12 protein-coding genes and 1 pseudogene are annotated in these 13645 nt (G+C 71.6%); 6 read left to right on the top strand and 7 right to left on the bottom strand.

Translation table 11 applies throughout. From position 1 onward, the window contains the following. Positions 1-310: 310 nt before the first annotated feature. Positions 311-2074 carry a hypothetical protein gene (locus tag ID554_RS24470; RefSeq protein ID WP_117227137.1) on the top strand — a complete coding sequence of 588 codons (1764 nt, stop codon included), beginning with the start codon at positions 311-313 and terminating at the stop codon, positions 2072-2074. Positions 2075-2102: 28 nt separating this feature from the next. Here ID554_RS24470 and coaE read toward each other — a convergent pair whose 3' ends face one another. Together coaE and rpsA are read right to left on the bottom strand one after the other, a co-directional pair. Continuing rightward, a complete protein-coding gene (coaE, locus tag ID554_RS24465; protein WP_117227136.1) occupies positions 2103-3281 on the bottom strand; it encodes a dephospho-CoA kinase in 1179 nt (392 codons plus the stop codon). Between the two features lie 132 nt (positions 3282-3413). Continuing rightward, positions 3414-4901 (bottom strand): 30S ribosomal protein S1, encoded by a 1488-nt coding sequence (gene rpsA, locus ID554_RS24460; protein ID WP_117227135.1) that lies wholly within the window; start codon positions 4899-4901, stop codon positions 3414-3416. 328 nt (positions 4902-5229) lie between these two features. Here rpsA and ID554_RS24455 point away from each other — a divergent pair, with 328 nt between their 5' ends. From ID554_RS24455 to ID554_RS33215, 5 genes and pseudogenes are all read left to right on the top strand, one after another. Next, positions 5230-6060 (top strand): class I SAM-dependent methyltransferase, encoded by an 831-nt coding sequence (locus ID554_RS24455; protein ID WP_117227134.1) that lies wholly within the window; start codon positions 5230-5232, stop codon positions 6058-6060. Positions 6061-6132: 72 nt separating this feature from the next. After that, the gene (locus ID554_RS24450; RefSeq protein WP_223884227.1) at positions 6133-6237 is read left to right on the top strand and encodes an HVA1 family protein; all 105 of its coding nucleotides are present in this window, start codon (positions 6133-6135) and stop codon (positions 6235-6237) included. Further along, the gene (locus ID554_RS24445; RefSeq protein WP_117227133.1) at positions 6224-6652 is read left to right on the top strand and encodes a DUF3140 domain-containing protein; all 429 of its coding nucleotides are present in this window, start codon (positions 6224-6226) and stop codon (positions 6650-6652) included. The genes ID554_RS24450 and ID554_RS24445 overlap by 14 nt, the downstream gene beginning before the upstream one ends. A 63-nt stretch (positions 6653-6715) precedes the next feature. Further along, a pseudogene (locus tag ID554_RS33220) lies at positions 6716-6814 on the top strand (ketoreductase); the annotation flags it as partial. Then, complete coding sequence (locus ID554_RS33215) at positions 6789-7073, top strand: SDR family oxidoreductase (RefSeq protein ID WP_396888409.1); 285 nt, start codon at positions 6789-6791, stop codon at positions 7071-7073. The pseudogene ID554_RS33220 and the gene ID554_RS33215, both read left to right, overlap by 26 nt. Here the strand turns inward: ID554_RS33215 and polA are convergent. The 5 genes from polA to ID554_RS24415 form a co-directional block, all read right to left on the bottom strand. Next, on the bottom strand, positions 7004-9703 hold the full coding sequence (gene polA / locus ID554_RS24435; protein WP_117227132.1) for a DNA polymerase I: 2700 nt from the start codon (positions 9701-9703) through the stop codon (positions 7004-7006). The genes ID554_RS33215 and polA overlap by 70 nt on opposite strands. 122 nt (positions 9704-9825) lie before the next feature. Next, positions 9826-10536 (bottom strand): ABC transporter ATP-binding protein, encoded by a 711-nt coding sequence (locus ID554_RS24430; protein ID WP_117227131.1) that lies wholly within the window; start codon positions 10534-10536, stop codon positions 9826-9828. Continuing rightward, the gene (locus ID554_RS24425) at positions 10526-11485 is read right to left on the bottom strand and encodes an ABC transporter ATP-binding protein (protein ID WP_117227130.1); all 960 of its coding nucleotides are present in this window, start codon (positions 11483-11485) and stop codon (positions 10526-10528) included. The genes ID554_RS24430 and ID554_RS24425 overlap by 11 nt, the downstream gene beginning before the upstream one ends. Further along, the gene (locus ID554_RS24420) at positions 11478-12635 is read right to left on the bottom strand and encodes a branched-chain amino acid ABC transporter permease (RefSeq protein ID WP_117227129.1); all 1158 of its coding nucleotides are present in this window, start codon (positions 12633-12635) and stop codon (positions 11478-11480) included. The genes ID554_RS24425 and ID554_RS24420 overlap by 8 nt, the downstream gene beginning before the upstream one ends. Beyond that, positions 12632-13630 carry a branched-chain amino acid ABC transporter permease gene (locus ID554_RS24415; RefSeq protein WP_396888567.1) on the bottom strand — a complete coding sequence of 333 codons (999 nt, stop codon included), beginning with the start codon at positions 13628-13630 and terminating at the stop codon, positions 12632-12634. Before ID554_RS24415 ends, ID554_RS24420 begins: the two co-directional genes overlap by 4 nt. Positions 13631-13645 lie beyond the last annotated feature (15 nt).

Here is a 13645-nt window from a genome sequence, read left to right as displayed (position 1 = left end):
ACAGTCCGCCGCGACTACGGGCGGCACCTGATCGGCTTCAATATTCGCATTGTGTGGTTCTTCTCACCCGGCTAGGCTTTTGCCGTAGGCCGCTCGCGGCGGCCGACCGGGCCGGTGGCGGGCCCCACAGGCCACGCCGCCCCCGGCACCGAAGGCCGCAGCACCCGGCATGCCCGGCGTGCGCGCCCGACGTGGTCGCGCCGAACGCGCAGACCGGCCGCCGCGAGCGCCGCCACCTCCTCACACCGGTGCACGTCCTCATTCCCCGGCACGTCGTCACCCCGGCCCGGTCCGCCCCGTTCATCCTCCCGTGAAGGACACCTCACGACCGGCCTCCGACGACACCTGCCCCGGCCACACCGGCGACCCTGACGACACGCGGGCCCCCGACACCAGAGCCCCGGCAGACACGCGGACCCCGTCTGACGCACCCATCCCGGCCGACACGCGCACCTCGCCCGACCGCCCGGCGGACGCCTCCGCCGGACGGGGCAGCCGCCACCGTGCCGGGACCCGTCGGCACCGCGCCGGCCTCACCCCACCGGCGATCCTCGGACTGTCCGGCCCCGACCCGGGCGCCGGACCCCACCGGCCGCGTCCCGGCGTCCGCCGGGCGGCCGTGATGCGGGGCATGCACGACCCGGCGGCCGGACACCCCGGCGAGGACGACGACCTCGCCGGAGCGGACCACGAGGCCGCGCAGTCCCGGCGAGCCGCCGCCCGGCGCCGCCGCGTCGTCCTGGCCGCGCTCGCCCTGACCGCCGCCGCCTCCGCCGTCACCCTGATCGCGACGCTGGTGAACTGGGCACCCGCCGCACCGCCCGCTCGCGAGCTGACGGCCGCCGAGCGGGACCGGTTGGCCGCCATGCGGGTCGTCAACTACCGGGACGTCCGCTCCGGGCTGCATCTCACGGTGAGCGGCGCCGCCGGCCGCACCGACCTGCTCGGCTGGGTGGACTGGGCCCGCCGGCTGGTCTATCTCGACGTCAGCGGTCCCGGCGCGGGCACGCTGCGCGGACTGGCCCAGGCGACCCCCGCCGTGACGGTGGTCCGCCCCGACCCGGACGCCATGTCGACCCCCGCCATGCCGCCGCTGGTGCCGCCGGGCGGCGACTGGCGACTGCCCACCGACCGGTCCCTCGACCCGCTGCTGGGCCTGATCTTCGACCTTGCCCGCGACCGGACGGAGCCCGCCGACGAGCTGTCCGGCCGCTGGCTGCGGCGTGCGGAGGTCGACGGGGAGACGGTCGACGTCCTGGAGGCGTCCCTGCGGGGCACCGCCACCCCCGGCGGCCCCACCCCGGCCGGTCCGCCCACCGCCGAGCCCCGCACCGCCCCTGGCGACACCGCCCGGTACTGGCTGGACGCGGCCGGGCGGCTGCACCGCGTCGAGACCACCCTGCCCGGCGTCGGACCGGTGCACCTCCGGCTACACCGTGCCGACCGGCCCACGCTGCGCCCGGTCGACGCGTTGGGCGGCCGCCCCGGCCTGCCCCGTGCCCTCACCGCCGCCGAACGGCACCGCTGGCAGCGGCTGCCCGCCCGGCTACGCGCCGCCGGCGGCGCCACCGTCACCCTGGTCGGCCCGGTCGGCACCGGCCTCGACCTGCGCGGCGCCGGCTGGGTGAGCTGGACGTCGGGCACCGCGTACCTCGGTGTCACCGCTCTCGACGCGGCGGACCTTCGTACCCTGGTGCGGCAGGACCGCAAGGCGGTGGCCCGGATCGAAACGCGACCCGTCGGAGACCCCGAGGCACCGCCGCCGCTGCCCCCGCCGGCCACCGGCTGGCGGACCGGCCCGCACCGCACCTCGGCCCTGGACCCGCTGGTGTCCGCCGCGCTGCGGGCCGCCCGAGGCAGCGGTCCGCAGGGCAGCACCCGGCGGGTACGTGGCGACAGCCACACCGGCGTCACGGTGGACGTCGTCGAGGTCGAGACCGCCCAGGGGCCGACGCGCTACTGGATCGACCGCACCGGGACGCTGCGCCGGCTGGAGGCCCCGACTCCGGCCGGGACCTGGGCACAGCTCGACCTCACCACCGGGCGGGTGCCCCGGCTGACCCCGCGGACCTGACACATCCGGCCGGTACGCGGCCCACCGGTCAGGGACGCCACCCGCTCCGGGCGGCCCACTCCTCGGCCCGTAGGTGCTCCTCGTCGAACCACGGGTCCTTCGCCGTGGCGTACGCCAAGCTGTCCGGCGCAGAGGCGGCCAGCTCCCGCTTGAGCACCAGGTACGCGGCCCGCCGGCCCGGATCGGCGCGCAGGTGGTCGCGCATCAGCAGCGCGTACCGCCAGCCGGGCGAACCGGTCACCCGCAGGTGCAGGTGCACCGGGCGGCCCGGGTCGGCGCTGCCGTGCAACCTCTTCTCCCACCGGCCGCCACCGGTCCGCGCAGTGTCCCACCACTCACCGGGCAGCCGGGGGAACCCGGCATCGGCGAGCCGGTCGGCCAGCGGCCCGTCCGCCTCGGCCAGCGACGACACGCCGAGCTGGATGTCGATCACGTCCTTGGCGGCCAGCCCCGGCACCGCGGTCGACCCGATGTGGTCGACGCGCAGGTCAGCGGGGGCGATCGCGTGCCGGATCCGGGCGGCCAGCCGGGCGTACTGCTGCGGCCACGTCGGGTCGGGTTCGGCCAGGCGTACCCGGTCCAGCCGGGCCGCCCGCCGCTGGCGCAGGTTGACCTCGTAGGACACCAGCCGGTCGTGCCACAGCGCGTCGACCGCCGCATGCAGCGCGTCGAGGGTGCCGTCGTTGGTCAGCAGCACATCCGCCGCCGCCACGCGACGGTCGTCGTCGGCCTGGGCGGCGATCCGCCGTTCCGCCTCGACCCGCCTCATCCCCCGGTCGCGGACCAACCGCGCGAGCCGGGTCTCCACCTCCGTGTGCACCACGACCACCAGGTGGTACGTGGCGGCCAGCCCCACCTCCACCAGCAGCGGTACGTCGTTGACCACCACGGCGTCCGGTGGCGCCGCGGCGACCAGTTCCGCCGTACGCGCCCGCACCCGGCCGTGCACGACGGCCTCCAGCCGGCGGCGGGCCGACTCGTCGGCGAAGACCAGTTCGCCGAGGGCCGCCCGGTCCAGGGCGCCGTCGTCGGCGAGTACCCGCTCGGAGAAGGCCGCGACGACCTCGGCCAGACCGTCGGTGCCGGGGGCGACGACCTCCCGCGCGATCCGGTCGGCGTCGACGAGTACCGCCCCGCGCTCGACCAGCCGGCGCGCCACCGCGCTCTTGCCCGAACCGATCCCGCCGGTGAGTCCGATCTTCAACACGGCACCCAGTCAACCTGACCATGGCGGCTGCGCCAAGCCACCGGCCACGCGCGCGGGTCCGTCGACGTCGAGGGCCCCGCCTCGACCCGGTTCGTCCAGGTCGGGGCGGGGCCCGTCGTCGTCAGCAGCGGATCACTTGCCGCCGGCGAGCTTCTCCCGCAGAGCGGCGAGGGCCTCGTCGGTGGCCAGGGTGCCCGCGGGCTCCTCGGCCTGGCGGCTCGGCGCCGCGCTGGTCGAGGTGGTGGTGCCGGTCGGAGCAGGCTGCGGGTTGGCAGCGGCCTCGGCCTCGGCGGCCCGAGAGGTCTGCACCTGCTTCTGGTGCGCCTCCCAACGCTGCCGCGCCTCGGCGTACTGGTTCTCCCAGGTCTCGCGCTGCTTGTCGTACCCTTCGAGCCACTCGCCCGTCTCCGGGTCGAAGCCCTCCGGGTAGATGTAGTTGCCCTCGTTGTCGTAGGTCGCGGCCATGCCGTAGAGGGTCGGGTCGAAGTGCTCCTCGCCCTCGACGAAGCCCTCGTTGGCCTGCTTGAGCGACAGCGAGATCCGGCGACGCTCCAGGTCGATGTCGATGACCTTGACCATGACCTCGGAGCCGACCTGCACGACCTGCTCGGGGATCTCCACGTGGCGCTCGGCCAGCTCGGAGATGTGCACCAGGCCCTCGATGCCGTCGTCGACGCGGACGAACGCGCCGAACGGCACCAGCTTGGTGACCTTACCCGGCACGATCTGCTGGATCGCGTGGGTGCGGGCGAACTGCCGCCACGGGTCCTCCTGGGTCGCCTTCAGCGACAGCGAGACCCGCTCGCGGTCCAGGTCGACGTCCAGGACCTCGACCTCGACCTCCTGGCCCACCTCGACCACCTCGGAGGGGTGGTCGATGTGCTTCCAGGACAGCTCGGAGACGTGCACCAGACCGTCCACGCCGCCGAGGTCGACGAACGCGCCGAAGTTGACGATCGAGGAGACGACGCCCTTGCGGACCTGCCCCTTCTGGAGCTTGTTGAGGAACTCGGTGCGCACCTCGGACTGCGTCTGCTCCAGCCAGGCACGGCGGGACAGCACCACGTTGTTGCGGTTCTTGTCCAGCTCGATGATCTTGGCTTCGAGCTCGCGGCCGACGTACGGCTGCAGGTCGCGCACACGCCGCATCTCGACCAGGGAGGCGGGCAGGAAGCCGCGCAGCCCGATGTCGAGGATGAGGCCACCCTTGACCACCTCGATGACCGAACCGCGGACGACACCGTCCTCGTCCTTGATCTTCTCGATCGTGCCCCAGGCCCGCTCGTACTGCGCCCGCTTCTTGGAGAGGATCAGCCGCCCCTCCTTGTCCTCCTTCTGGAGGACAAGGGCCTCGATGTGGTCACCGACCGAGACGACCTCTGCCGGGTCCACGTCGTGCTTGATCGACAACTCCCGAGAGGGGATGACACCCTCGGTCTTGTAGCCGATGTCGAGCAGGACCTCGTCCCGATCGACCTTGACGACGGTGCCTTCGACAATGTCGCCGTCGTTGAAGTACTTGATGGTCTCGTCGATCGCGGCGAGGAAAGCCTCCTCAGAGCCGAGATCGTCGACGGTGACCTTGGTGGCGCTCGAGGGGGCCTCGATGCTGCTCGTCATGTGGGCGGTTGCTCCGGTCGGATGGTGTGTCACAGCAGGCTGGTGTCGCGGTGACCTGTGCGCGCCAACGGATCCGTCGGCGGACCCACCACCCGGAAATCGCTGAACGAGATCTTGATGTGACTCCGTCGACCGCGCACCTGCTCCCTGCCGAGGCACACGATCCGCGAGCGCATCGTCTACCCTACCCGCTGCATTACCACAGCGTGCAAGCCCTCCCGCCTCCTCATCACCTCACCACCCGCGAAAGCGGAGATTTCGGCCAGCGGATACCACGACACCCCGGCCCACCGCCGATCTGCCCCCTGCGGACGCCTAGCGTGAGCGGGTGGACGACGACAACCGGGTGACCCGGCGCCGGGTCGGCGACGCCGAGATCCGCCGCGCCAACCGCCGCTGGTGGGACACCGACGCCAACGCCTACCAGGCCGAACACGGGGCCTTCCTGGGCGACGTGGACTTCGTCTGGTGCCCGGAGGGGCTGCGCGAGGCCGACGCCCGGCTGCTCGGCGAGCTGGCCGGACGCCGGGTGCTGGAGGTCGGCTGCGGGGCCGCGTCCTGCGCCCGCTGGCTGGCCACCCAGGGTGCCCACCCGGTCGCGGTGGACCTGTCCGCCGGCATGTTGCGCCACGCCGCGCACGCCGCCGACCGCAGCGGGGTACGCGTGCCGCTGGCCCAGGCCGACGCGTTGGCGCTGCCGTTCGCCGATGGCAGCTTCGACATCGCCTGCACGGCGTTCGGCGCGGTGCCGTTCGTCGACGACTCGGCGGCGCTGATGCGCGAGGTGTGTCGGATCCTGCGCCCCGGCGGTCGCTGGGTCTTCTCGGTCACCCACCCGATGCGCTGGATCTTCCTCGACGACCCGGGTGAGGGCGGGCTGACCGCCGTGCACTCCTACTTCGACCGGCAGCCGTACGTGGAGCAGGACGAGACCGGCGTGGCCACCTACGTCGAGCAGCACCGCACCCTCGGCGACCGGATCCGCGAGCTGGTCGGCGCCGGGTTCCGCCTGGTGGACCTGGTGGAGCCGGAGTGGCCCGAGGGGCACGACGGGATCTGGGGACAGTGGAGCCCACTACGCGGTCGCCTCTTCCCCGGCACCGCCGTCTTCGTCACCGAGAAACGCGGCCAAGAACGTGGTGCGCCGAGGCCCCGTTGAAGGTCTTCTCCCACTCAAGGTCCACCGCAGGGGCGGCCCGTTTCCGCCCCGCTCCCCCGGGTAACCGGCGGCATGGCCGAGAAGGAGTTCCGCCGGGGCGACCACGTCTCCTGGGCCAGCCACAGCGGCCGGGCGTACGGCGTGGTCAAGGAGGTGCTGCGCCGTGAGCGGGAGTGACGAGCAGCAGACCTACCGGGAGTTCACCGAGGCGGTGAACATGAAGCCCGGCGAGCTCCAGCAGTGGTTGGAGACGCCGGAGTCCAAGCACGTCGGCTGGCAGAAGAAGGGGACCGGGGGCGGCGAGTCGGTCGGCCACGAATCCGGCCGGAAGATCGTCGACCTGCTCCGCCGCAAACGGGACCAGCTCAGCGCGGCCGACTACAAGCACATGCGCAAGGTCGTCGGGTACGTGCGGCGGCACATGGCGCAGCGGCCCAGCGGCGACGTCCGCGAGACACGGTGGCGCTACTCGCTGATGAACTGGGGCCACGATCCCGTCAAGGCTACGCTGCCGCCACCCGGCGGCCCGTCCCGGCGGGCACTGGAACGGCACGGCGCCCCACCGAGGAACCGCCGCGGCCCGACCCGCTGACCCGCCCGCCGCGCCGCCCCCGCTTGACCCTGCCACTGACGGCAGGGTCGGACGCTCGGGGACATGAACGACGACACGTCACGCCGGGTGGTCATCGTGACCGGCGCCGGCACCGGGATCGGCCGCGCCACCGCCCGTGCCTTCGGCTCCGCCGGGGCGCACGTGCTCGCGGTCGGCCGCCGCGCCGCGCCGCTGGCCGAGACCGCGACCGGCCACCGGGCAGCGGGCCTGGCCGGGCTCCGCGCTCTACGCGGCGGGCAAGGCCGCCCTCGACTCGCTGACCCGCAGCTGGGCGGTGGAGCTGGCGCCGCGCGGCGTCCGCGTGGTGGCGGTCGCCCCCGGCGCGGGCCGTCAGTGGTCGGCGCTGTTCCAGTCCCGGCCCTCGCCGACCGACACCTCCAGCGGCACGGAGAGCGGATAGGCCCCGCCCATCTCGCGTCGGACCAGTTCCTCCAGCGCCGCCCGCTCGCCCGGCGCCACCTCGAAGACCAGTTCGTCGTGCACCTGCAACAGCATCCGGGAACCCAGCCCCGCCTCCCGCAGCGCGGTGTCGACGTGCAGCATGGCGACCTTGATGATGTCCGCCGCCGAGCCCTGGATCGGTGCGTTCAGGGCCATCCGCTCGGCCATCTCACGCCGCTGCCGGTTGTCGCTGACCAGGTCGGGCAGGTACCGCCGACGACCGAGGACGGTGGAGGTGTAGCCGTCCTGGCGGGCCCGCGCTACCACCTCCTGCAGGTAGTCGCGGACCCCGCCGAACCCGGCGAAGTAGTCCTCCATCAGCCCCCGCGCCTCGTCGGCGGTGATGCCGAGCTGCTGGGACAGGCCGAACGCGCTCAACCCGTACGCCAGGCCGTAGTTCATCGCCTTGATCTTGCGCCGCTGGTCCGGGGTGACCTCGGTGACCGGCACCCCGAAGACCGACGAGGCGGTGGCTGCATGGAAGTCGGCGCCGGAGTGGAACGCCTGGATCAACGCGTCGTCCGCCGACAGGTGCGCCATGATCCGCATCTCGATCTGGCTGTAGTCGGCGGTGAGCAGGCACTCGTACCCCTCGCCCACCACGAAGGCGCGACGGATCCGGCGCCCCTCCTCGGTGCGGATCGGGATGTTCTGCAGGTTCGGCTCGGTGGAGGAGAGCCGGCCGGTGGCGGCCACCGTCTGGTTGAAGGTGGTGTGGATGCGCCCGTCGTCGGAGACCGACTTGAGCAGACCGTCCACGGTCGACCTGAGCTTGGCCACGTCGCGGTGCCGCAGCAGGTGGTGCAGCAGCGGGTGCTCGGTCTGCGCGTAGAGCCACTGGAGGGCGTCGGCGTCGGTGGTGTACCCGGTCTTGATCTTCTTGGTCTTGGGCAGGTTCAGTTCGCCGAAGAGGATCTCCTGGAGCTGCTTGGGCGAGCCCAGGTTGAACTCCCGGTCGACCACCGCGTACGCGCCCTGGGCGGCGGCCTTCACCTCGGCGGCGAAGTGCGCCTCCAACTCCGAGAGGTAGTCGGTGTCGGCCGCGATGCCGATGCGCTCCATGCCGGCCAACACCCGCATCAGCGGCAGCTCCACCCCGGCCATCAGCCGGGCCGACTGCTCCCCGTCGCGGGACAGCTCGGTGTCGATCGCCTCGGCCAGGTCGAGGGTGGCGCGGGCGTGCAGCATCAGGTTCTGTTCGGCCTCGCCGTCACCGCCCAGCCCGTCCAGCGTGAGCTGGCCGTCGTCCGGCGCGTCGACCCGCAGTTCCCGGTGCAGGTAGCGCAGCGCCAGGTCGGTCAGGTCGTAGGAGCGCTGGTCGGGGCGGGCCAGGTAGGCCGCGATCTGGGTGTCCCGGGCGATGCCGGCCAGGGACCAGCCGTGCGCGGCGAAGGCCAGCACGGCCGGCTTGCTGTCGTGCAGCACCTTGGGTCGGCTCTCGTCGGCCAGCCAACCTGCCAGGGCCACCTCGTCGGCCTGCGCCAGCCCGCTCGGTTCGAACCAGGCCGCCGCACCGTCGGCGGTGGCCAGGGCCATGCCGGTGACCACGGCGGTGTGCCGGCGGTTGGGGCCGGTGTCCAGCTTCACCGCGACGCCGACCGTGGTCTCGGCCGTGGCGTGCGTCTCCAGCCAGCCGGCCAACGCACCGGGGGCGGCGAGCACCTCGCCGGTCAGGTCGAAGCCCGCCTCGGCCTCCGGCTCCACGGCGTCGAGGTACTGGTAGAGCCGGTCCCGCAGGATGCGGAACTGGAGGGTGTCGAAGACCTGGTGCACCGCCTCGCGGTCCCACCCCTGCCAGCGGGCGTCCTCCGGCCGCACCGGCAGGTCGAGGTCGGAGACCAGGCAGTTGATCTCGTAGTTGCGGATCACGTCGGCCAGCCGCTCCCGCAGGCTGTCGCCGGCCTTGCCCTTGATCTCGTCAGCGCGGGCGATCACACCCTCCACCCCGCCGTACGTGTTGATCCACTTGGCCGCGGTCTTCGGCCCGACGCCCGGGACGCCGGGCAGGTTGTCGCTGGTCTCGCCGACCAGCGCGGCCAGATCGCGGTACCGCTGCGGGCCCACGCCGTACTTCGTCTCGATCGCGGCCGGGTCCATCCGGGCCAGGTCGGAGACGCCCTTGCGCGGGTAGAGCACGGTGACCTGCTCACCGACGAGTTGGAAGGCGTCCCGGTCACCGGTGCAGATCAGCACCGGCATGCCCTGGTCCCGCGCCTGGCAGGCGAGGGTGGCGATGACGTCGTCGGCCTCGTAGCCCTCCTTCTCCACCACCGGCACCCGCAACGCCGCCAGGACCTCCTTGACCAGGCTGACCTGACCCTTGAAGTCGGTCGGCGTCTCGCTGCGGCCGGCCTTGTACTCCGCGTACCTGTCGGCGCGGAAGGAGCGACGCGACACGTCGAAGGCGACCACGAGGTGCGTCGGCCGCTCGTCGCGCAACACGTTGATCAGCATGGAGGTGAAGCCGTAGACGGCGTTGGTCGGCTGCCCGGTCGTGGTGGAGAAGTTCTCCACCGGCAGGGCGAAGAACGCCCGGTATGCCAGGGAGTGTCCGTCGACGAGGAGCAGGCGCGGCGTCGTAGCTGTCACGGCTGCGACTCTAGCCCGTACCCCCGACAGCCCCCGCCGCGGCGGCACCGGCGGACCACCGGGAACGTCGACGGCCGCCCGCCCCGGTGTGGGGGCGGGCGGCCGTCGACGGTACGCGGCGGTCAGGCCACGCCCAGGTACGACTCCTTGATCGAGGGGTCGTGCAGGAGCTCCTGCCCGGTGCCCTCCTTGACGATCCGCCCGGTCTCCAGGACGTACGCCCGGTGTGCGCGGGAGAGTGCCTGCTGCGCGTTCTGCTCCACCAGCAGCACCGTGGTGCCCTGCTGGTTGATCTCCACGATGATGTCGAAGATCTGCTGGATGATCATCGGGGCCAGGCCCATCGACGGCTCGTCCAGCAGCAGCAGCTTCGGCCGGCTCATCAGCGCCCGGCCGACGGCGAGCATCTGCTGCTCACCGCCGGAGAGCGTGCCACCGGCCTGCTTGCGCCGCTCGCGCAGCCGGGGGAACAGCTCCAGCACCTTCTCCAGGTCGGCGGCGATGCCGGCGTGGTCCCGCCGGGTGTACGCCCCCATGTCCAGGTTCTCCAGCACCGTCATGCCGGGGAAGATCTGCCGGCCCTCGGGTGACTGGCACAGACCCCGGACCACCCGCAGGTCGGCACGGAGCTTGCTGATGTCCTCGCCGTCGAAGGTGATCCGGCCGCCGGACAGCGAACGGATCCCGGAGATGGCCCGCATGGTGGTGGTCTTGCCGGCGCCGTTGGCACCGATCAGGGCCACCACCTCGCCCTCGTTGACGGTGAGGCTGATGCCGTGCAGCGCCTCGATCCGACCGTACGAGACGCTGACGTCGTTCAACTCAAGCAGCATCGGCGGGCTCCCCCAGGTACGCCGCGATCACCCGCGGGTCTCGACTGACCTCGGCCGGCTGACCATCGGCGATCTTGCTGCCGAACTCCAGCACCACGATCCGGTCGGTCACACCCATCACCAGTCGCATGTCGTGCTCGATCAGCAGCACGGTCACGCCCTTGTCCCGGATCCGGCGGATCAGCCCGAGCAGATCCTCCTTCTCGGCCGGGTTGAACCCGGCCGCCGGCTCGTCCAGGCAGAGCAGCTTCGGCTCGGTGCCGAGCGCCCGGGCGATCTCCAGTCGTCGCTGGTAGCCGTACGGGAGGTTACGGGCCGCGTCGTTCGCCCGGTCGGCGATGCCGACGAAGCGCAGCAGCTCCATCGCCTTGTCCTCGGCCGCTCGCTCCTCAAGGATGTGCCGGGACAGACCGAAGGTCTTGGCGAAGGACCGCCGCAACTGCTGCCAGGTGCGCACGATGCCACCGGAGGCGGTGACCTGCGGCAGCTCCTCCTCCTTGGGCCGCACCCGGTAGAGCCGGAACAGCGCGCCGGGCACGCTCGTCTTGTGCCGGGAGTCCGTCCCGACCATGACGTTCTCCAGCGCGGACATCTCAGGGAACAACCGGATGTTCTGGAACGTCCGGGAGATGCCCATCCGGCTGATCTGGTGCGGCTTACGGCCGGTGACCCGTTCACCGCGGAACCGGACCGCGCCCGACGTCGGCTTGTAGACCCCGGTCATCACGTTGAAGCAGGTGGTCTTGCCGGCGCCGTTCGGCCCGATCAGGCCGAGGATCTCGCCTTCCCTGATATCGAAGCTGATCCCGTTGAGCGCGACCACGCCACCGAAGCGCAGCGTGACGTCGTCGATCTCCAGCAGCGTCTTGCGCGGTCCCGGCTGCGCCGGGATCTTCGGCGTCGCCGGGGTCTCCGTCTCGTCGGACGGGGTGTTGGTCTCGTCAGACATGAGCGGGCGCCTCCTCTGCCTCCGCCGCGCGGTCCTTCAGCTCACGGGCCCGCCGTCCGCTGGGGATCAGGCCCTGCGGACGCAGGATCATCACCAGCACCATGGCCAGACCGAAGGCCAGCCACCGGTAGTCGGCGACCTCACGGAACCGCTCCGGAAGGTACGCCAGCAGCACCGCGCCCACCGAGACGCCGACCATGTTGCCGGACCCACCGACCACGACCATCGCCACGAACAGGATGGACAGGTTCACGTTGAACTGGGTCGGGTCGATGAAGGCGTACCGGCTGGCGAACAGGAAACCGGCGAAACCGCCGAGCGCCGCACCGATGGCGAACGCCCAGAGCTTGAACTTGAACGGGTAGACGCCCATCACCGCCGCAGCGTCCTCGTCCTCCCGGATGGCCAGCCAGGACCGGCCGACCCGGCTGTTCTCCAGCCGGCGCACCGCGAAGACCATGAGCAGCACGACGCTGATCGCCAGCCAGTACCACGGCTTGACGTCGACCAGGCCGAAGATCTGGTTGTCCGGCGAGGGCGGGCCCTCCGGCCCGGGAATCGCCGAGATGCCCTGCGGACCCCGGGTGACGCCCTCCAGGTTGCGGGCCACGATCCGGATGATCTCGCCGAAGCCGAGCGTCACGATGGCCAGGTAGTCACCGCGCAGCCGCAGCGTCGGCCAGCCCAGGATGACGCCGGAGATCAGCGACATCACCAACGCGATGAACACGCAGATCGCCCAGGCCACCGCCCAGGTCGTCGGGAGGTTGAACTCCGCCTGGATCCACTGCACGACCGGCGAGTTCACCGAGCCGAACAGGGCCACCGCGTACGCGCCGATGGCGAAGAAGCCGATGTAGCCCAGGTCCAGCAGACCGGCCAGGCCGATCACGACGTTGAGACCGATCGCCACCAACACGTAGACGGCGCAGGTGAACAGCACACCGGCCCAGTTGCTACCGCCCGAGATCGAGTCGGTGCGCAGCCAGGTCAGGCCGGGGATGCCGAGCAGCGGCAGGTAGTAGAGGAAGATCACGAAGGCGACGAAGGACAGCACCCGCTGCCACTTCGGCAGCGCCCGCCACCGGTCACCGACCGAGTGCAGGGCGTCGGTGCGCTTCCGGTCCAGGTCACGAATCTTGTCGATCATGCTCGGGCCCTCCCCAGCGACTCACCCAGAATGCCGGTCGGGCGGAACATCAGCACGATGACCAGCACCACGAAGGCGATGACGTCCTCCCAGTTGGACGCGAAGATGGTGGCGCCGTAGACCTCGACGATGCCGAGGAACAGTCCGCCCAGCAACGCGCCGCGCAGGTTACCGATGCCGCCGAGGACGGCCGCGGTGAACGCCTTGAGGCCGAGCACGAAACCGATGCTGTTCTGCGTGAAGCCGAACCGCATGCCCCACAGCAGCGCCGCCGCGCCCGCCATGATGCCACCGAGCACGAAGATCAGCATGATCACGCGCTCCTGGTTGACGCCCATCAGGGCCGCCGTCTCCGGGTTCTGCGCCACCGCCCGCACACCCCGGCCGTACCGGGTGCGGTTGATGAACCGGTCCAGCACCACCATCATCGCCACCGCGGACACGATCACGATCAACTGAATGTTGTTGATGTCGGTGTTGCCGATCGTGAACAGCGTCTTCTGCTCGATGATCGTCGGCATGCCGAGGATGATCCGGCCGCGGCCGAACATGGACGGCACCAGGTCGCCCAGCAGTTTCGGCAGCACCAGGCCGAAGATCTCCACCAGGACCAGCGACAGCCCGATCGCGGTGATCAGGAAGATGAGGGGCGGCGCGTTCTTGCGCCGCAGCGGTCGGTACGCGACCCGTTCGATCGCCAGGGCCGTGCCGCCGGAGGCTATCGCCGCGACTATCAGGCCGAGTACCAGGAAGAGCACCGCCTGGCCGAGCGGCGGGTTGTTCTCCACCCCGAGGGCGGTCCACAGGCCCAGCACCGCGAAGGTGCCGACCATGAAGACCTCGGAGTGGGCAAAGTTGATCAGGCGCAGGACGCCGTACACCAGGGTGTAACCGAGAGCGATCAGGGCATAGATCGCCCCCTTGGACAACCCGTCGACGGTGTGCTGACCGATGTGGCTGAAGAGGTCCGCGAAATTCACCAGGTCTCCTTGCATCGAGTGCGGCCGGGG

Origin of the sequence: Micromonospora craniellae (genome assembly GCF_014764405.1) — a bacterium.
Lineage (GTDB): Bacteria > Actinomycetota > Actinomycetes > Mycobacteriales > Micromonosporaceae > Micromonospora > Micromonospora craniellae.
Note: the sequence above shows the minus strand (reverse complement) of the source record. Positions and strands in the feature narration are given on the sequence as shown.